Consider the following 20945-nt stretch of genomic DNA (forward strand, 5'->3'; position numbering starts at 1 on the left):
CGCGGCGGCGAGCGAACCACCGCCGCGGGACTCTGTCCGGGAAGACTCAGAACAGGCCGCCCTGCGCCGAACCCGTGTCCTTCCGGCGGGACGCGACGGCCTTCTTGGGCTGCTTCTTGTCGTGCAGACCCGCCGCCACCTCTTCGGCATAGCGCGCGTGATTGAGTTCCAGCAAGCGATCCACGAATTCGCGCTGGATCGCCGGAGCGACCGTGTACCGGACCTCGCGGCCCAGATCATGGTGGCCGTGATCGAGGTCGGCGATCAGGTCGTCCCAGCCGTAGGCGCGACAGACCGCCACATCGATATCGCGATGGAGGGTGCGGAGTTCCGCGATATCGGCGTCCGCGCAGGACGGGGCGTGGACCAGGTTGTAGGTCTTCGTCAGGCCCGAATCGCGGGAGAGCATGATCTCGCGGCGGCGTCGATCGAGTTGGTCGCCCAGAGTGCGCATTTCGGGGGTCAGGTTGGGGAGGGGGAGGGTCTCGAAGACATCGGAGGGCGTATAGCGCACTCGCGTTTCCAGTGTGGACGCTCGGGAGACCGCCCACCAGTAGTGAGGGGCGCTGCTCAGAAAAGCCAGCATCGCGGTGTCGTCAGTTGCAAACACGCCGAGCATATGCGAGAAGACTTGCCCGGTCGGAACTATCACAGGCATCACGGTTTTGCTCACCAGCGTGATCACGATAATCCGGTCCAGACCTGCGATAGCTCGAAAAAGTTCAGGCCTACGCCGCTCGTACAGCCACCATAGTTCGCGGGCGTTCTTCGAGAATGTAACTCGTTCTCTGTCAGGTCGTACCAGACGATTGACTTGGTCGTAGCAGTCGTGGAATGTGCGGGCGCGATCCTCGGTCCAATCGTGGAAATTGATCACCCATCGCGACCCTGAGCAATCCGGTCGATTATTGAGATCCTGCCCGTTGAGATACGGGAACAACACCTCGGAGTTGCGTGGGTCCGCAGCGATCAGTTCTCGGGCACGGCTCGGTTCCATGGTGAAACCGAGTCCGAGAATGTTGGCTCCTTGGAACGACATATTGCTGCCGCCGGCGAGTCGCTGCGGTTGGCCTGTCGCTCGCGATTCCGGGTCCAGCGACGAAGTGATGCCGCTGACGACAGCCCCGTCGGCAACGAACGCAGCTGCTTCACCGGGACGCTGCTTGCTGGTCCATACCGCGCAGTACTCCAGCACCGCGGAGCGTGACGGCCAGGGCGCGCTCTTCACCGCGCGTCGGATCGTCACCCCTGATTCGCACAAGCGGTCGAGCCCGACCTGTCGGGTATCACCTTGGGCGAGCGTATTCGTCGCGATCAACCCGGTCTGGCCGCCCTCCCGCAGCAGGGCATGGGCACGCACCGCGAAGTAGGCGATCAGGTCCGCGCTTCCACGTACTCCGCCCCCCACCCCGTGCACGAGATACTCGCGGTAGGCGGTGCCCAGACTCCCGGTCAGCTTCTGGCCGCCGAGGAACGGCGGATTGCCGATGATCGCGTCGAATCCACTGCCCGCGCGGCTGTCGAAGACCTCGGGGAAGCTGAGCGGCCAGTGCAGTGGACGACGGGCGAACGCGCCTCGGGGCAGATCGGTACGCAACCATCCCTCGGCCTGCTTGCGCGCCGTGCTCTGCCGCTCCAGATCCTGGGTGGGGGTGAACCTACCGTCCAGCACGGCTCCGGCATCAAGAAATTCCGCAACCGCCGAAAGCGCTCGTCCCGAGCCGTGATCCAGCGAATGTCCGTCTCCGATCGCGGCGAGTGTCGCCCCCACCAGCACATCGGCCACCGCATCCAGCCGCTCGGCCTTGCGCGCGGTGCGCGTGAGCACCCGCCGTTTCTCCTCGAGCCCCGCGAGCGTCGATCCGTCGAGACCGGTGAGTGCCTGCCGTTCCCGCGCCAAATCCTCGACCAGCCCCCGCATTCCGGCGGTGAGGTCGAACAGCGCCTCGTTCTCGGCGTAGAGACGTCGTCCGGCTGCCGGATCGAAATGCAGCCATTCGAGCTGGTCGACCGAGGTGATGCCGAGCAGTGAGTCACCGCTGACGAGCCGATCGTCGAGGAAGGTGAAGGGCCGGGATTTGTCCATCGACACCAGCCACAGCGACAGTTTCGCCAGTTCCACCGCCATCGGGTTGATATCCGCGCCGTAGAGGCAGTGTTCGATGATCTGGCGGCGCGCGTCTACGACGACCTGGTCGGCTTCGTCGGCGAGGGCGTTCTCTTTCGGCGTGGCGAGATAGTCGGTGGCGCGGGGGTCACCTTCACGCGACCATGCCTGCACCAGGTGGTCCGCGAGGTAGCGGCAGGCCGCGACGAGGAACGCCGCCGATCCCATGGCGATATCGGCGACCTTGAGCGACAGGATCTTCTCCGAAGACACCGGCACCCACTGCTCGGTGTCGGCGGTCTGCAAAGGCCCCGGGTCGAACATGAGCGGTTCGAGCGCGCCTTCCACGACCTCTTCGGCGAGGAATTTCGGGGTGTAGTGGGTGCCGGTGCTGCCGCGCAGCGCCGAACCCGTCACGTAGAGGGCATCGGCGAGGTAGACGCAGGGCTGCTCGCGCAGATCGAGCCGAATCAGGCCGTAATACGGCAGGATTCGCTCGACCAGATGCACATCGTTGCGGGTGACGGCGAGCAGCCGGTCGCGGGCTCGCGCCTGATCCTGCGCCGACATCGGGGCGAGCTTGCGCGCCAGCGTGCCGGCCGCCATCCCTTTCGCGCCCTTGCCCGAGGGCATCGCCACCTTGTAATGCGCGGCCAACTTCGCCGCCAACTCCTCGACGTCGGCACTGGCGCGGTGCAGGGCGGTGAGTTCGGCGAGCGCGATATCGACCTCGTACCCGTCTTCCTTGCCTTGCAGTCCCAGCACGACATCGTCGGCGTAGCGCCCTTCGAAGGCCAGCAGGCCCTCGTACACGTAGCCGATCTGTTCGACGTCGAGTTGGTTGAACGACAGCCGTCGCAGTTCGGCGGTCTTGCCGCGCCCGATGGTGACCTGCTGGACCGAACGCAACATGTGCAGCACGGTCCGGTCATCGATGGTCGCGGGCAGCCACGGGAACCGTTTCGGATCGAAGATGGAGCCGTCGTGGGCGTGCATGGTCAGCTCGGGGTGGTCGATTCCCGCGTAGACCGCGTTGAAGGTGGCCAGCAACCGATTCCACGCGCCCCAGGTGTGTTCGAGTTCGTTCTCGCTGCCCGCCAGTACCCGATCCTCGAGTTCGGCCAGGAGCAGACCGACGCTGTAGGACCGTCGATACAGTTCCCGATCGGCGGGCAGCAGGCCGCGCTCCTCGGCGAACAGCAGGAACACGATCCGCATCATGACCGCGACCGCGCCGTTGTACACCTCGTCGGCGCTGACGCGCGCGTCGTCGCCGTAGAGAAATCCCGGGCGGCCCATCTCGCGCTGCCGGGCATTGGCGCGGTCGATGGCGAGCACGAGCAGTTCGACCGCGCGGCGCACGTTGACGCCGAGTTGGTCGGTCACCACCTCTTGGTTGTCGACGCTGGCCGCCAGCAGCGCGGGCAGCGTTTCCTCATCGGGGACGGCGAAGAACCGGGAGCGGCGCAGAATCGACAAGAACGCCTTGACGACTTCGCGTTCGGCCTTCTCGTGCCAGTTCACCGAGTCGAAGACCGCGAGGCTGGTCGCGCCGCCGGCCGGGGGACACCACAGCAGCGCCCACCAGCGACCGTCGGTGCACAGACCGAGCTCGACCTTGTGGTGGCGCAACAGTTTCAGGAGGCGATCGGCCGGGGTGGCCGACCAGTCCGAGCCCTTCACGCGTTGGGTCGGCCGGCCCGCGCAGATCATGCCGAGCAGTCGCGGCTTTTCGGTTCCTGGGTCGCTCAGTACGAAATCCGGGGTGAGGGTGGTGTCGTGTTCGGGGTAGGCGACCGCGAGACCGTCGAGGCCGTCGGTGACCAGCGCGTCGTCCCATTCCAGCAGGTCGCGCAGGACGTAATCGATCCAGTATGGCCCGGGCATGGCCTCGTGGGCCTGTCGCAGAGCCTCTCGCTGCGCCTTGTCCAAGGCGTCGGGCCCCGCGCTGAAATGCTGCTTGAGGACGGGCACCGACAGGAACGGGCCGGAATAGTCGATCAACGCCAGCCAGTCGCGATGGTCGTAGTCGGACGACGCGGGGCGGCGCGGAGAGCGGGAAACCATGGTCACTGCACCTCACGGGACGGGACGACGAAGATCACCGCGACAGGGAAGACGTGCACCTGTGGATCACGGTAGCGTGCCGCGATCTGCTCCAGTTCGCGGTCACGCTCGGCGGGCAACTCCTCGATGCGGCGGCGCCATTTCTCGCGGTCGCGTTCGTACTGTCGCAGCTCCTCCTGATTGCGTTCCAGCACAGCGCGACTGAAAAGGCTGTGTTCCTCGTCGTCGCCGGTGAGCTGCGCGCGCAGCGAGGTCTCGAACAACGCCAGATTGGCGATGATGCGTTTCTCCTCGGCGTCGCGCCGCTGCGCCAGCTTGCGCAGCAATTGCTGCTGTTTGTCGCGGGTCCGCCAGCCGATCGCGCCTTCGAGACCTTCGGCGGCGTTGGTGTTGTTCCAGCGGTCGACCAGCATCTGCCTGCCGCGTGGCGTTGCCGGCGAACCGTCGGTGAGGGCGCGGTCGAGCAGCGCTCCGAAATCCTGCACATTCTCCCATCGTCGGAAACGGCCGGAATCGGGCAGCCAGCCACCCGAATGCAGTACCTCTTCGTGCAGGCGCACCCCGTCGCCGCCGACCAGTACGAATCGTGAGAACGCGCCGACGAGGACGCCTTCCAGCTTCGGATCGTCATATACCACGGCGGCCACCCGATGCAGGTCGATCTCGGTGTTGGAGACCGCGGCCCGCAGCAGGTGGGTCGACATCGCGACCAAGGGGTGCCCGAGGTGGGCGAGCACCACATCGTCGCGATTCTTGGCGACGGATTGATCGAAGGTGATCGGAAGCCTGCGCGGCAACTGTCCGGCGGCGGGCAGCTTCTCGTAGAGATTCGCGGTGGCGCGCTGCCAGGTGCCGGTCAGATCCGGGACGTCGAAGAGCTCGTCGGGATCATTGCGTTCGGTCAGTTCCATCTGTCGGGCCAGCGACAACGCGGTGTCCACCACCCGTTTCACCGCGGCCGGGGTGATCCGCAGTTCCGCGATGGTGTCGTCCAGATTCTGGCGCAGTTTGCGCAGGTGCTCGGTGATGTTCTGCTCCGCGGGCAGATCGGTGTCGACCGAGGCCGAGTCGATGCGGTCGACATCGATATCGCCGCCGCCGGTCAGCTTCTTCTGGATCGCCGCCGCCAACACCGCGTTGACCGAACCGAGATCCTCTTTCATCCGCGCCACTTTGCGCGCCACCCGTGCCAGGAATTCCAGATCCGCCTCGTAGGCGTCCACCTTGCGACCGAAGCCACTGCCGACGAAGTGGTAGACCAACGGATTCTCCCGCTGTCCGTACCGGTCGATGCGGCCGATGCGCTGTTCGAGTTTATTGGGATTGAACGGGATGTCGTAGTTGACGAGTCGATGACAGTGGTTCTGCAGATCGATGCCTTCGCTGGCGGCGTCGGTGGCGAGCAGTATCCGCACCGGATGTTCGTTCGGAGCCTTCTGGAACGCCAGCCGCAACTCCTCGCGCTGCCGGTTGTCCATCGAACCGTCGAGTTCGGCGACATACGGATGCCCGAACCCCTCGGCCGCCAGCAGGTCACGCAGCCAGTTCTTGGTGTCGCGGTATTCGGTGAAGACGATGACCCGGTTGTTGAGCCAGTTCTCGCCATCGGGTCGGCAGTGCGCGGTCAGGTAGGTGATCAGTTCCCGTGCTTTGGTATCCGGCATGACCTCGTGGGTGTCGGCCCACTGCTTCATCCGGGTCAGCAGCGTCAATTCGTCGGAGTCGGTGTCGGTCAGATCCTTCGTGCGTGACAGCGCGTCGGATTCGGCCAGATCCAACGCTTCGTCATCGAGGGTGGCGGCATCGTCCATGAACTCGTCGAGCCATTCGTCCTCGGGCTCGAATCGGCGCACGCCCTTGGTGCGCAGTGTCTGGGAGTAGGCCTCGATGGTGCGCGCGAAGGCGTAGGGGCTGGAGAACAGCCGCTTCTTGAGCAGCAGCGTCACCAGGTCGGCGGCCTTGCGGCCTTTGGTCTGCTTCAGCCGGCTACGCCTGGCTGCGGCGAATTCACCGAGCAGAGCGTGGATCTCGCGCTCGGACTCCGAGTAGGAGACCGGTATCTCCTTGGGCTCGCGCCGGGGAAACCGATCTCCCAGTTGACGTTTGAGGCGACGAACCACCACATCGTCGACGGCTCTGCGTTCGGCCTTCGCGCCGCGCGCGAACCGCTGGTCGTCGAGAATTTCCAACAGTGCGGTGAAACTCGCCTCGTAGCCGTTGTGCGGAGTCGCGGACAAGAACAGACGATGCGTGAAATGCGGTGCGAGTCGACGGATCAGCTTGGTCTGTTGGGAATCGACGGCATAAACCTGTTTCGGTGCGGCTGGAGCGACGTGGTGCGCCTCGTCCAGGATGAGCAGGTCGAAGGTGCGCGGGTAGGTGGGGCCCTCCGCGGGCAGCACCTCGTCGAGCAGCCGTTGCGCCTTCGCCCCGCGCAACCACGGAAGGCTGACGATGCACCGGCCGTACACCTCGAACGGATTGGCGGCACTGCCGTGGGTGCGTCGGACCCGCGTGCACCGCTCGGAGTCGATCACGGTGAAGTCGAGGCCGAACTTGTCGGTCATCTCGTCCTGCCACTTGGTGGTCAGGCCCGCAGGGCACACGATCATGATCCGTTTCGCGCGCTGGCGCAGCAGGAGTTCCTGGGCGACCAAGCCGGCCTCGATGGTCTTGCCGAGGCCGACGTCGTCGGCCAGCAGCAGATTGACGCGCGGGGCGTCGAGCGCGCGTGCCACCGGCTCCAACTGCCAGTCCTCGATCGCCACACCGGACCGGAATGGAGCCTGGAGGGTTTTCACATCCGCCGAGGTCACCGCCGACCAGCGGATGGCGTCGAGGAATGCGCGCAGTGTGACGGGGTGGTCGAACCCTTCGGTGGTCACGTCGGGAAGCGAGCCGCTGGGCAGGACCTGCGGGTCTCGCTCGACTTCCCAGATCACCTGCAAAGTCTCGTCGAATCGATCCCCCTCGACGCTTTGTAGACTGACCAGGGTGCTCGTGGCTCTGGCGTCGACATCCCCGACCACCCAGCGTTCCCCTCGGACCTGAACGAGTTTGCCGGGCTCCACCCCGGCCTCGATGGCACCAGCCACGACTCTCCTCCGCCTCGTCGCCACCCGCCCTGCGTGGCATGGACACTTTAGCTCACAAGTACGTGCTTTTCCTTGTGAATCACTGTGTACTCAGTTCACATTCAGTGGTGCCGTGGTGGGCCAGTGCGCCGAGCCCTGCCGTGAGGAGTTCGTTCCCGGTCGCGCTCGCTCTGCGGAGGGCCGCGACCGTCGCGAGCAGTCGGCGGTAGTCCGCCCCCACCAGTCGCTGATTCGCCAGTGTGAGCTCGGCGACGGCCGTGCGCCGGATCTCCGAACGCGCACTGGACGATGCCCCGGCAGACCGGCCTGTCATCGCGGTATGGAGCACGCAGGCGAGGAAGTCGGAATCCATACGTTTCGGGTCCGGGCGATAGACGTCGAGTCGGGGGCCTGCCAGGACCCCGCCCGCGGTGACGACGAGCGGTGCTGTCGGATGCCGCCCCGCCACCACCACGACATCGCCCGGTTCCAGTACTACCACCCCGGGTATCTCGGCGCCGCGTCCGGAGGGCTCCCGGCGGGCGGCCGCGTCGGCGGCGGTCAGAACCGGCTGATCGCCGCTGCCGGTGGCTGTCGTCGTACGCAGGAGGGTGAGCGCACCGCTGCGGCACAGCTCGTCGATGGTCGAGGTCTTTCCTGCCGGGACCGGTGTCGGGTCCGACAGTGCCGACACGGCTTTCACCGCTTCGGCCAACAGATTCGAGGTGTCCGATCGCACCGTGTCGAACGTCCGGGCGCATGATCCACCGTCACGGAAACGAAGGGGATTCACATCGACCCGGTCGTCGAGCAACTCGACGACCGGGATGGCTCGACCATGTGGTGGATCGCTGTCCGGCTCCGCGAGGAATCCACGCCACAGCAACGGTATTCGGCTCAGGCGTTGTTCGCTCACGTCCGCGAGCAGAACGCGGGAAGGCAGCGGTTCGCCCTGCACGGGCTGACGTAGCACCCACAACAGCGGTATCGCCGGGGAGTTGGCCGCCGCCCCGACCGGCAACGCGAAAACCGCTCGCAGCGTCCCGGTGCGCAGCAGAGCGGCGCGAATCCGCCGTCCGGAGCCACGGTCCGCCACGGCCGCCGGGAGCAGGGCGACGGCGCGACCACCGGGGGCGAGATGCCAGAGCAGATGCTGTATCCAGGCCAACTCCGGATCGGCGCGCGGCGGCAGGCCGAATACCCAGCGCAGATCGCTGGACAGATCTTCGGCGGACCAGGTCGGGTCCCCGAAAGGCAGATCACACAGCGCGACCTCGAATCGCCGCTCCGGAAAAGCATCTGCCCGTAGGGAGTCACCCGCACGGACATCGGCGGCTCGGCCCGCCAGCGACAGCCGTGCGGCCGCGATCGCCGCGGTGTCCGCATCCCGATCCTGACCGTGCGCGCCTGCGGCGCCGAGATCGCCCGCGGCCATCAACAGCGCCCCGACGCCGCACGCGGGATCGAACACCTCGGCGCCCTCGACAGCGCCGACCTCGGCCATCATCCGGGCGGTGTCGGCGGGGGTCGCCGACACCCGCCGCGACTGGGTCTCCAGATATCGCGCGACGACGAACTCGAACGTCGCGGCATCGCCGAACGGCTCGTGGGTCGAAGCGGCTCGACCGGCCGTGATTCGGGCCACGGCCGTTCGGCCGAACTCGGCGACCGCACGGGCCGGGTTCACGTCGTCGCCGGTGGTCCGGATCCGTTGCCACAGTTGCTCCCGATCCGAAGTGTCGGTCTTCTTACCGGTGCGGGCGAGCCAGTCCCGCACCTCTGCCAGTGAGAACAACGGACTCGCCGAAGTGCCGCCCACCGGACGGGGAAAGTCGGGATGACGGCGTCGCCAGTTGCTGACGGCGGCGCGCCCGAACCCGGTCAACCTCGCGATGTCGGCCGCGGTGACGGTCGCTACCGGCTCTGCCATCACCCTGCCCTCCTGGAAGTCGTGCTCGAACGAGGGGAGTGTATCCAGTTCACACAGACACGATCGATCGAGTAGCGGTACTGTCGCAGTGCTGTGCTCGCGAGTGGCGTTCCCGGACGTCCGGTAGAGAGGTCGGTCACGCGCCCGCGGGAACACTGTCGGGGGGATCATCGTCGTCGGTGGCCCCGATATCGAGATGATGGGGGCGTGCTGTGCCGAAACTGGCCATCGACAGAGATTTCCTTCTCGACTTCGGCGCACTGGACAAATCGGTGCAGAAACGGATCGCCGAAGTCTTCGCGGAGTTCGAGGCGGGCACCCACGCGGGCCTGCACTTGGAGAAGATCAAGAAGACACGTCATCCTCGGTTCCGGTCCATCCGGATCAACCAATCCGTACGCGGCATCGTGCTCGCCCCGGAGTCCGGCGATGTGTACACCTTGCTGAAGGTGCTGCCGCACGACGACGCGTACGTCTGGGCGGCACGGCACGACATCTCCGTCAACGCCGCGACCGGCGGGATCGAGATCCGCGACGACGCGGCGGTCGAGGAATCGCTGCCCTATCTGCGAGACCTGGCGAGCGCCGCGCCCGCACTGCTCTTCGCCGAGGTCGGTGACGGCGACCTGCGCCGCCTCGGAATCGACGATCGCACACTGGAATTCGCCCGCGCGCTGACAAACGTCGCGCAACTCGACGCCGCCAGAGGTTTCCTGCCCAACACCCAATGGGAGGTGCTCTACGCCCTCGCCGCCGGATACACACCGCAGGAGGTGTGGTCGGAACTGGGCGCCGCGCTGACCGCGGGCACCGTGGACACCGATGACATCGACGCGGCCGTGGTGCGCAGCCCGCATCGCGTCGTCCTCGTGGAAGGGCCGGAAGATCTGATGGCGGTCTTCGCTCGCCCGCTCGAACTGTGGCGCATCTACCTGCACCCCACCCAGCGCGCCCTCGCCGACGCCACCTTCAGGGGGCCTGCCCGCGTCACCGGAGGCCCCGGCACCGGTAAGACCGTGGTCGCCCTGCATCGCGCGTGCGCGCTCGCCCGGCGCGGCGGCGGCAAGGTTCTGCTCACCACCTTCACCTCGACCCTGGCCGAGAGCCTTCGCATCGGGGTGTCCCTCCTGCGGGATTCCGAAAAGGTCGCGCGTCGCATCGATGTGGTGCACATCGACAAGCTCGCCCACCAGGTCTTCCGGGAGACCCATGGCAGTCCTCGCCTGTTGACCGGTGAGCAGGAACTCGAGTTGTGGTCCGCTATCGTCGCGGACCGGAATCTGCGGGTTCGCCCGGAATTCCTCGCCGCCGAGTGGCGCGAAGTCGTACTCGCTCAGCGCATCACCACGTGGGAGGACTATCGTCCGGCGAGGCGCCGTGGACGAGGGCGCGGGCTCGCCGAGCCCGAGCGTGAGCACATCTGGCGGGCGATCGCACATTTCGAGCGGCAGCTCGACGAACGAAAAGCGTGGACCCACGAAACCGTTCGCCGGGAGGCGGTGGCGCTTCTCGAAGGTCGTTCCGACAAGCCCTATCGGCACGTCATCGTCGACGAAGCTCAGGATCTGAGCCCGGACCAGTGGCGGTTGCTCAGGGCCGCGGTCGCCGTCGAAAACGACGATCTGTTCTTGGCGGGCGATACACAGCAGCGGATCTACGACAACCGGGTATCGCTGCGCGAACTCGGCATCTCGGTCACCGGCCGTTCGACCAGGCTGATCGTGAACTATCGCACCACCGCCGAAATCCTGGCGTGGAGTCTGGGTCTACTTCGCGGCGAACCGATCGATGACATGGACGGCGGACTGGACGCGATCGCCCGGTGCCGTTCCGAGGTCCATGGATTGCCCCCGGTGACGAAAGGGTTCGCGACACAGGACTCCGAGGTTCGGCATATCCGGGAGACGGTGCTGGGCTGGATGGCTCGCGGTGTCGCCGCGCACGAGATCGGAATCGCCACTCGCGCGAAAGCTTTCGGAGAATCCATCCGCAACGACCTGGCCGCGGCCGGCGTCCCGGTGGTCGACCTCGCGTCGAGCGCATCCGAGGAAGGGGTCAACGTGGGAACGATGCATCGGATGAAGGGGCTCGAATTCCGGTGTCTGATCGTCGCAGGCGTCGGCGAGCACAGCGTGCCTGCCCGGGCAGCGGTCACGCCGATCGCCGACGACAAACACGCACACGCCTTGGACTTGCAACGCGAGCGATGCCTGCTCTTCGTCGCCTGCACTCGCGCGCGCGAGGAACTGTCCGTCAGCTGGCACGGAATGATCAGCCCTTTTCTGGAGCCGATGGTCTGAGGGAATCGGGCGCTCGGCAGTCCCGGAATCGCCCACGAAGATCGGCGTCGGTTCAGCGCAGATCCGCGATCAACAGGTCCAGTAGGGATTCCTCGTGCACGACCAGATTCGTAAGGCTCATGACCGAGCCGAGCTGCTCGTCCCACGGTGTGGCGACTGCGGCGCCGAGCAACGGCAGGCGCGTGGTACCGACGTCGACGGCTTCGAGGTAGTCGCGAGCCGACATCCGCCACATCGCCGCGCCCTGAGCCCACAGCCGCCCGGCGATGGCGATCCCCGGCCAGTCGAAATCCCCGTGGTATCGCATCCGAATGCGTTCGGCCAGAACAGATCCCGCTGAGGAGGGATTGCCGCTGAAACACACGAGCGGCCGACGGACTCCCGCTTCGGCGGCCCGCTGCAAGACCTGCGGATTCTCGCAGGCCGCGACGACCTCGTCAGGCCCCGCCAGCGCGACATCGGCGCGCGACAGTTCGGCGACCGTGAGGTGCGTTACCACGCCGAGTTCGGCGCGACTACACATCATCAGCGACCACGGATCGGTGCCGGGCGGTCGTAATCCCCATGTCAGCACGGTGCCCGACACCGTGTCGGCGGCGATTCCGAACCGCTGCCACAGCGCGATCCGTTCCCGCGGCCCGATCGGGTCGGGCCACTCCGCAGCCAGGCTCAGGGCGCGCAACGCGAGCCGTCCGGCGAGGCGATCGTTGTCCAGCGCATGCGCGTCGCCTGCGACGGTGGTGGCGAGCTGCCCGAGCATCCGGGGACCGCTCTCGTCGTCCAGCGCGATCGCCACGGCGTGTGCGGCGGTGGCGAATTCGATGCGTGCGGTCTCCGGTGAACGCATCAGCAGCCCGGTGGTGTGTAACCAGTGCGTCCACCGGCGCGCCCATGGCGCCGAGGTCAGGCCGTGTTCGTCCAGTATCGTTTCGACCGCTGCCCACAATGCGGTAACGGCGTCCCGGTGGGCGAGACGTTCGGAGCGTCGGTCGCGCAACGGCCCACCGGTGAGATCCGCGACCACCGAAACGAGCCCGCGATCGGCGACGCTTCGACGCATCGCCTGATCGAGATCGGTCATCGACAGCATCCGCCGACCTGCTGGAATTCGGCGACCCAGCAGTCCGGAGAGTCGTTCTGCGGCATCGTCGTCCAGTTCGGCGCGCAGGGCGCCCTCGAGGGAATGTCCATTGCGCTCGAGACGAACACGGAGTTGCTGCCACACGCCGGACAGGCCGGGGGCGGCGAGGTAGTCGCGAAAGCGAGGCGGCAGGGTCATGTGCCTCTGACCGAGAACAGCTCGGTTCGGTTGCGGCCGTCCCAATGAATGTGGGTGGGGATGACACTGCTGTCCCCGATGCGACGGATCTCGTAGATGTCGAGCGCGGGGACTTCACGCACCGTGCCCCACAGTGCGTGTCCGGTCATCACGAAATCGATGTCGAGGCGAACCAGCAAACCCATCAGTTCGCCGATGGCGCGTTCATCGACCTTGGCGAAGGCGTCGTCGAGCAGTACCAGCCGCAGAGCGTGTTCGGCGTCAGGAAGACCGGACAGGTAGCCGTCGGCGGCCGCGAACAAAGTCACGTAGGAGACGAACCGAGTTTCGCCCTGGGAGATCTTGGCGCGGCGCGAGATGCGGCGGGTCTGGCCCGGTTCCGGGCCGACAATGGTGACCTCGACGGAGTGCCAGGTGCGATAGTCGAGGGCTTCGCGCAGGTGGGCGGCATAACCAGTGGCGGAATCGGCGGCGTGCAGGCGGTCGACGCGTTCACGGACAAGGGCGACGAGTTCGTCGTTGTCCTGATCGGAGCGCACCTGGTCGGCGATATCGACCAAGCTCATCAGGCGACGCAGTTCCTGGCCGGTGTCGGCGAGGTCCCAGCTGATCCGCACGCCGATACCGTGGCTGGTCCGGGTTTCGGAGAGGCTGGCGTTCATCGCGGTGATGAGCCGGCCCGCCTGACGGACGCGGCGGCGCAGTTCGTCACTGACACTGCCGAGCACGAACTCGGTGAAGACTTCGCGTTCCCGCTCGGTCAGGGCTCGGCGACCCCGCTCCACCTTGTCCTCCAGATAGGCGAGGACATCGGGGAGATCGTGGTGGTGCTCGGCGCCTTCGATATGGACCAGGTGTGTGTCGTGCTCGACGTTCTGGGACACCTCCAGGTGGCCGGAGACATCAGCGCCGAAACGAGTCAAGGCGTTGAGCAACTGGGTGATGCCGGTCGGTTTGCGGCCGCGCAGACCGGCAGTGATCGAATCGGCGACCCGGCGGCAATCGGCCGGGTTGTTCACCTCGCGGACCGGCTCGATCGCCTCGGCCGCGGCGGCGGGACGCAGACCCGGCAGACGCAGTCGCGCATTGCACAATTCGGCGGAACGGCGCATGTCGTCGATACGGGCGAGCTTCTGGGTCTCAGCCGAAGTCAGCGTCGCGGCGAGGGCCGCCGAATCCCTGGCGGCCGCGTCGCGAATACGACGGGTTTCGCGCAGTTGCTCGCGTACCTCGGCGCGTGCCTGCTCACTGGCCGCGATTTCGTCATTGAGTTGCTTCAGGGGCAGGTCGAGGGCCTCGCACAGGGCAGCGTACGCGGTGGCCTGCTCTGACCATCGGGCGCGATAATGCTCGGCCGACGCTTCGTCTTCGGTGCGGCGGGTGCGGGAATCGCTCAGCTTGTCGTATGCGGTAGTGAGCGCGCCACGCGGTCGGCGCACGGCGTCGCACGTTCGGGACAACTGCTGGCACGCACTGATCGCGGTGTCGCATCTCGTGCGCAACGCGACAAGACTGTCGGCAGCCGCGGGCAGCGCCATCTTCTCGCACAGGTCCCGATGGTCACGTTCCTCCGCACTCCACCGTGACCGTTGTCTGGTGGCCCGCTCCCGAGCCGCGCGTGCGGTCTCGCTCCGGTCGGCTGCCTGCGCCGCCTTGTTCCGTGCGGCCTCGCGAGCCGCGATCAGTTTCGTGGCTCTCGGTGCGGTGGCGATATGGGTGTCGAGTTCGCCGCGACGGGTGCGCAACTGCTGGTCTCGCTTGTTCAGTTCCTCGACCGCACCCGCGATGTCCTCGAGTTCACCCGCGATACGAAGCAGTTCGTCGCGGCGTGCGGCGGCTCGCGCGGTCGCGCCGATATGGCGAGCGTTGGCGGGGCGATGCCTGCCGGTGAGCACGCCGTTTCGCCACCTCCCATCGCCCGATATCGACGTCGTCGCCTGATCGTCCTCCCAGCCCACTCCGGCGAGTATTCGTTCCACGCGGTCGGTGGCCTCCGGCACGGACGGATCGGGGCGCAGCACGCGTGCCAGTGTGGAGATCGGCGTGGGATCGATTGGGCGAAGCAGGATCTCGCCATCCTCAGCCAGCAGGTCACCCCGCTCCGACACTGACGCTGTCAGCAGACCCGAGGCAAGCAGAGCGCCCTCGATGCCGGCGCGGAAGGTCGAATCCACCTCGTCGCGGAAGTCGATGGCCCGCCACAGCGGTATCCGGTTCCCGTTCCATTGCCACGGAGGCGCCGGCGGTTCGGGATCCTCCTCGGCTTCGAGCCGCGCCGTGCGTTCGCGCAAGGTACGTGCGGTGCGTTCGAGAGCGTCGAGTTCGCCGCGGATATCGGCTGCCTGAGTGGTGAGCGTGTCGCGAATCGGCTGAACCAGCGCCGCGGCGAGATCGGCCAACGCGTCCAGCGCCGCATCGTCATCGACCTCACCGCAGAGGATATCGTCGTCGGAGAACAGCACGGTCACCGAGGGGTGGGACCGATCCAGCTCGGGCATCAGGCGTGTCGTGTCGGAGGAGTCGATCCAAATCCGCCAGTCCCGGTTCAGGGTGAGGGCCAGGTCGTCGCGGTCGGCCGCGGCTTCGAGTGCTGCCGTTCGGGACTTTCCGGCCTCGGCTTCGTCGGATTCCGCCCTGTCCTCGCAGGCGCGGACACGACCGTACTCGATGTCGAGACGACGTGCTTCCTGTTCGCGTCTGACGGCTCGGTCTCGTCGGTCGACGGCAGCTCGCCCGCAGTCCCGTGCGCCGGCGGCGACTTCATCGAGGTCTTCCGGGACGATCGTCGCCAGGGCGACCGTGGGCCGGGTGATCGTCAGCGGAGCCTGGTCCAGCGAGTCCATCACAGTGTCGCTGGTCGGTGGCTCCTGTCGCGTGAGGAGGCCGATGGACGGGGGAAACCGGCCATGGGGAAGCTCCACGTCAGCGAGCGCGGTGACGGCTTGCGTCAAGGCCGTCGCGGCGTCCGAGACGGACCTGCGCAGTTCGTCGGCGTCCGCGGTGTAGCCCCGTGCCGCCGACTCCTCGTCGCGGCGTGCCCGCCGGGCATTGCGCAGAGCTTGTTCCGCGGCGCCGCGCGCGGCGTCCACCGCCTTCTTCTCCTGTTCGAGGTCGGCTACCCGGCGGAACAAAGGCCGCGCACGGAGTCCGTCGATGGCGCTGCTCAATTCGCGCTCCGTGGCGTCCAGATCTATGACCCGCGCGGCGGCGGTGGTCTCGCTTTGCCGCAGGTCGCGCAGCTGCTGGGTGAGAGCGTCGCAACTCGCCCCGGAGGCTTCTACCTCCTCGGCGGACGCTCGCAGCGAACTGGCGCTGTTCAGCAGGACGCCCGCGGCATAACCGCTGTAGACGGAGTGGAACCGCCGCACAAGGTCGAGGGTCTGGGCGAGATGTTGCTGCGCGATTCGGGTCGCGGTGAGTCCGTCGAGACGTTCGCCCGCCGATTCGAGGGTCTGCTCGTCGAGTGGCGGCAGCGCGTCGGACAAGATCTGCGGCAGCTTGCCCTCGTCGATGCGGTTGCCGACATCGGGGGAACGCAGGGTGTGCAGCAACTGGATCAGGCCGGTGAACCTGTCTCGATCGGCGTCACCCGGCAATCCGAATACGCGGGCGCGCACATTCTCGCGGTGCTGTTCGGCGTCGGTGAGCGCGTCGGCGCCGACGATCTCGCGCAATCGTTCTCGTGACAACGCGTCGCGGTTCTCATCGAGTAGAACCAGCTCCTGACCCACCCGCTTGTCGGTGAGGAAGAACTGCACATCGCTGCGATGCGCGGACGCGCTGTACTTGATGTAGGCGCCGATTGTCAGGTGTTCTTCGGGGCGGGTCAACTCCAGCCACAGGAAGCCCACCCGGTTGGTTTGACCACGTGCGCCAGTACGCATCAACTCGTCCAGGCTGACCTTCTGCGAACCGGTGGCGTCCATGCGACGTCGGTCGGCGTCGAGGAGGTAGGGGAGCAGCATCTCCAACGCGCGCGACTTTCCCGAACCATTGGCGCCACGCAGAATCAGCCTGCCACCCGAGATCGCGAATTCGGTATCCAGATAGTGCCAGACGTTCACCACCCCGGCCCGAGCGAGCCGCCAACGCTGGTCGAAGAACTTCACCGGATCGGCGCTCATGCCATGTTCTCCTGGTTCATCGGCAAGGCGAGTTGGGCCACAATGGTGACGTTGGGCCGATAGCGATAGGCGGGTGGCAGCAGTCGGAATCCGTGGTCGTCGGCGCGCACCAACGACAGCGCTGTGAGCAGCGCGACGATCTCGGTGCGTAAACGCCGCGGGGCGTCCGCGTATTCGGCTTTCCATGCGCGTCTGTGACGTGCGGACAACGCGGCGAGGGTGCTGTCGACGATGTCCCAATCGAATTCGCCTGCCGAAGGCTGATCGGGGCGCTCTGCCAACTCGCCGATCAACAACAACGCGGCTTGCTTGAGGGTGCCCGGACCAGGGAAGTCGATATCGCTCAGCGAGTCGGCCGGATCGTAGACGAGGGCGCCCTCCGCGCGAACCTCCAGCACCATCCCGAAATTGTCGTTGAGCAGACGCGCCAGGTCGTTGCGTTCCCGCGACAGGACGTCGAGTTCATCCGGTGTCAGGTCTTCGCGCAGGATCGCCGGATCTTCGATGAGTCTGCGGCGCAGACGTCTACGGGGCGCGCCGATCTCGGGGGTGAGCAGTTCCTCGGGGCGTGTCGATGGTCCGATCGTCCGCACCAGCAGGTGTGGCAACAACGACCGACACACCGTCAGCAGCGCTTCGCCGTCGTGGGTGTCACCCCACTGGACGACGGTGCCGTCGGTTTCGGCGAGCACACCCCACTCGATCAGCACGGTCAACGCCGCGACGATACGCCGACGTTCGTTCAACTCGTCGGACAGGTCGATTCCCCGTTCGGCCGAATCCGCGCGGATCTGGGTGACGAGCTGGGAGATGAGGATCTGTTCACCCACGCCGGGAGCCAACAGCGCCGCGCAGGCCGAGGCGACCAGAGCGTAGGTGCGCGCATCCAGGGGCATGCCGCTGCGTCGAGTCAGCGGGCGCGTCGGTGCGGTGGGTTCCGGCGGTGTCTTCACCAGTCGAGCGAAACTCGGCTCGACGATCAGGTGATAGCCCAGTTGGGTGCTGAACATGGTGCGCAGAGCAGCGGTGTGGCGGCGGATGAACGTCAGTGACTCCGGGGCGCGGGTGGCGGTGACGATCGGTGTGGACAACAGGATTCGGGCCGCTTCGCGGACACCGGAATCGTCCTGGGATCGAGTCCCCAGTGTGCGTTGGCCGCTCACTGTGCCGTCCGCACCGGGGCATGTTCGTTCTCGGTCGTGATCGGGCGAATCGCCAAGGTCCACCGCTCGACGGTCAAAGTGCCGTCCTGGGATTCGATACGAGTCCGCCCGCCGGGCGTCGCTTCCAGGATCAGCCCGAGGTCGTGATTGGCCAACGCTGTGGATTCGGCCGGATCGGACTGCACCGTCAGCAAGCGGGCCAGTTGGTCCAGCAGCACCGCCCGGGCCCCGGGCGAGAGCCGGGCGCCATCGAGGCTGCCGCAGGCGATCAGTTCGGCGGCTGCCGCCCGGTGTCGTCGGGTCTCCTCGCGCGCGGCGGCTTCGACCAGCCGACGGTCCGCGGCCGAATCGGGAACACGGGACGTCCTGCCACGCGACGCCCGATTCCCACGCTCTCGCAACGACACCGGCACCTCGATCGGGTCGGCAGTCGTCCACGAGGTGGTCGGAGTCAGACGGGGATCGGGTTCGTCGGGGCCGAGACTCAGATGCCGGGCGGGCCACGCGCCGAACGCGGCGGAGAACAACCGGCTCGCCTGCTCATCGGACGAACGATCCAGCCACGATGCGAGCCGCAACAGATCGGCGCGACGGGAATAGCCGGTGCGTGAGGAGTCCAGCATCCGTTTGGCGTTGGCGATCAACTGGCCGAGCGCTTGACCGGCCGCCTGCCGCAGTTGCGCGGGACCGGACTCGGCACCGCAATACCATTCGTGCAGTTGGGTCCAATCGCTGCGGGTGCGGCCATAGGAGCGCTCGACCGACATGCCTCCGATCGGGTTCAGCCCCGGCAGTGCGTCCAGAACCGTCATCAGGTCATCGAGACGGTCGAGCACCTGGTCCAAGGCCTGGGCGATCAGCGGGGCATGTCGGTTCACATCGGCGTTGATCAGGTCGACGTAATCCAGTAGCAGGGTCTTGAATTGCGCGTACTCCTCGCCGCCGAGATCGAACCGCGACAGCACACCGGACAGGTAGGCGTAGAAGTCGGTGACGCTCGCGGTGAACAAGCGCTGATTGTTGAACACCGTTGTCACGACGCCCGCCAGCCGCTCATCGCGTTCGGAGCTTTCCACCGACTCCAGCAAGGACGGGATGTCCCGCAATGCCGCGGCGATCTGTCCTAGCAGCTCGCGGGCTACCTCACGGGCGCTGTCGGTGGTCGCCATGATCTCGAGCGCCCCGCGGTGCACTCGCCCGCCGAGGCCGGAGACCTGATATCGCGACCGCGCCCGGAGATATTCGGCCACGGTGTTGACCCGCGCGTCACGCAGGGAAGGAACCAGATTCCCCCAGCGGACCAATTGTTTGCATCGACTCTCGACCACCTCGGCCGTCAATGTGGTACCCGCGGAGCAGAGTTGGTCGGCTGCCGAAGACGCCGACATGTCGGCCAGCAGTGACGCTGTGAACAGGGACATGATGGCGATGTAGTCGTGACGTTCGTCAGCGGTCAGGTAGCGGAACAGCTCGAGGTTCGCCGATCCGCTGGACTCGCTGATCGCGAGGCGCTCCCCACCCTCCATAGCGACCACGATAGCGCGCGTGCTCGTGATGCTGTCGGGACTTGTGCGGGGACGCCGGAAGGCAGCCGAAACCGGCCGCGCGAAGCGGTGGCGGCAACATGGCGTCATGCGCCGCCGACTGCCGCGAGCCATTCGGCTACGAGCAGGGTGATGCGTTGTTCGCGGAGGTCGGGGCGCAGGCGTCCGGCGCGGTCGAGGGTGGCGATGCCGTGCAGTGAACTCCAGGCGACTTCCGCGCGGACGCCGAGGTCGGTGTCGGGGACGAACGGGCGGAAGAGGTTCTCGAAGACGGCGAAGGCGTCGCGGAGGGCCTGGGGTGCGTCGAGGCCGAAGTGCAGGTCGGTGGTGAGGACGAACATGGCGTCGTAGACGGCCGGATTGTCCTCCGCGAAGCCGAGATACGCGCGGGCGACCGATTCCAGCGCGACGGCCGGGGTCGCGGCGGTGTCGACGGCGGCTCGCAGGATGACGGTCATCTCGACGACGCCTTGTTCGGCGACCGCGCTCACGATGGCGGATTTGCCGGCGAAGTGGCTGTAGAGCACGGGCTGGCTGTACTCGATGCGGTCGGCGAGGCGGCGCACGGTCACCGCGTCCCAGCCTTGCGCCTCCGCGAGTTCCCGCGCGGTCCGGACGATCCGCTGGTGCCGTTCCGCGCGTTCGCGATCCTTGCGGGTCTGCGTGCTCATGCCCCGATTCTAGCAGCGCTAGACAATCTAACGAGGCTCGGTTATCGTCGAACCATCGACCTAGCAACGCTAGAAAACCGGGCGACATTACGAGGGGTTCCCATGACCATCCGCCGCATCGCCACCGCCTTCTCCCTGATCGGCGCGGCCTTCATCCTCTACATCGGCCTCAGCTACCTGGTGACGCCGGAAACCATCGCCACCGGCTTCGGCCTGCCCGCCGTCCCCGACGGCGACGCCTCGGCGTTCCTCGAGCTCAAGGGCGTCCGCGACACCGTGAGCGGACTGCTGATCCTGGCCCTGCTCGCGACCGGCCAGCGCTACGCGCTCGGCGTGCTCACCCTGGTCATGGCCCTGATCCCGGTCGGGGACATGCTCACCGTCCTGCACTGGGACGGATCGACCGCGACCGCGCTCGGGGTGCACGGACTCACCGCCGTATTCGTCGCGCTCACCGGTGCGCTGCTGCTGCGCGAACACCAGGTGGACGTGCAGCGCACGCCCGACGTCGACGCGCTGGCCGCCGCGGCCTGATCCGCACGCGCCTCGCACCGCCCCCCGCCCAGGGGCGGTGCGTTCGCGTGTCTGGAGACCCCAGGCAGAGCAACGCGACGTGACCGGCACGGTCGCCGTCGACGACAACCCCGGCAAATCTCGAGGATTCGCGCAGGTGTCGTCGCCGGACA

The 20945-nt window shown here is 66.8% G+C and carries 10 protein-coding genes; 2 read left to right on the top strand and 8 right to left on the bottom strand.

Translation table 11 applies throughout. From position 1 onward, the window contains the following. Positions 1-46 precede the first annotated feature (46 nt). The 3 genes from ON30_RS08475 to ON30_RS08485 form a co-directional block, all read right to left on the bottom strand. Positions 47-4174, bottom strand: a complete 4128-nt coding sequence (locus ON30_RS08475) for an Eco57I restriction-modification methylase domain-containing protein (RefSeq protein ID WP_040705561.1) — start codon at positions 4172-4174, stop codon at positions 47-49. 2 nt (positions 4175-4176) lie between these two features. Further along, the gene (drmD, locus tag ON30_RS08480; protein WP_040705564.1) at positions 4177-7269 is read right to left on the bottom strand and encodes a DISARM system SNF2-like helicase DrmD; all 3093 of its coding nucleotides are present in this window, start codon (positions 7267-7269) and stop codon (positions 4177-4179) included. Between the two features lie 79 nt (positions 7270-7348). Beyond that, complete coding sequence (locus ON30_RS08485; protein ID WP_051029089.1) at positions 7349-9178, bottom strand: N-6 DNA methylase; 1830 nt, start codon at positions 9176-9178, stop codon at positions 7349-7351. Positions 9179-9390: 212 nt separating this feature from the next. Here ON30_RS08485 and ON30_RS08490 point away from each other — a divergent pair, with 212 nt between their 5' ends. Beyond that, positions 9391-11478, top strand: coding sequence for a UvrD-helicase domain-containing protein (locus tag ON30_RS08490; protein WP_040705565.1), 2088 nt, complete (start codon positions 9391-9393; stop codon positions 11476-11478). A gap of 52 nt (positions 11479-11530) precedes the next feature. On the opposite strand, the gene ON30_RS08495 is transcribed toward ON30_RS08490, so the two are convergent. The 5 genes from ON30_RS08495 to ON30_RS08515 form a co-directional block, all read right to left on the bottom strand. Further along, a complete protein-coding gene (locus ON30_RS08495; protein ID WP_040705567.1) occupies positions 11531-12757 on the bottom strand; it encodes a TIGR02679 domain-containing protein in 1227 nt (408 codons plus the stop codon). Further along, a complete protein-coding gene (locus tag ON30_RS08500; RefSeq protein ID WP_040705569.1) occupies positions 12754-16881 on the bottom strand; it encodes a TIGR02680 family protein in 4128 nt (1375 codons plus the stop codon). The genes ON30_RS08495 and ON30_RS08500 overlap by 4 nt, the downstream gene beginning before the upstream one ends. Beyond that, the gene (locus ON30_RS08505) at positions 16878-18044 is read right to left on the bottom strand and encodes a TIGR02678 family protein (RefSeq protein WP_051029090.1); all 1167 of its coding nucleotides are present in this window, start codon (positions 18042-18044) and stop codon (positions 16878-16880) included. The genes ON30_RS08500 and ON30_RS08505 overlap by 4 nt, the downstream gene beginning before the upstream one ends. Further along, a complete protein-coding gene (locus tag ON30_RS08510) occupies positions 18041-19570 on the bottom strand; it encodes a TIGR02677 family protein (protein ID WP_051029091.1) in 1530 nt (509 codons plus the stop codon). Before ON30_RS08510 ends, ON30_RS08505 begins: the two co-directional genes overlap by 4 nt. 104 nt (positions 19571-19674) lie before the next feature. Then, a complete protein-coding gene (locus ON30_RS08515; RefSeq protein WP_040705571.1) occupies positions 19675-20259 on the bottom strand; it encodes a TetR/AcrR family transcriptional regulator in 585 nt (194 codons plus the stop codon). 102 nt (positions 20260-20361) lie between these two features. On the opposite strand from ON30_RS08515, the gene ON30_RS08520 reads away from it, so the two are divergent. Then, positions 20362-20793: a DUF4267 domain-containing protein gene (locus ON30_RS08520; RefSeq protein WP_040705574.1), complete on the top strand. Its 432-nt coding sequence runs from the start codon at positions 20362-20364 to the stop codon at positions 20791-20793. The last annotated feature ends 152 nt before the right edge of the window (positions 20794-20945 follow it).

The sequence above is a fragment of the Nocardia takedensis NBRC 100417 genome, from assembly GCF_000308695.1.
Lineage (GTDB): Bacteria > Actinomycetota > Actinomycetes > Mycobacteriales > Mycobacteriaceae > Nocardia > Nocardia takedensis.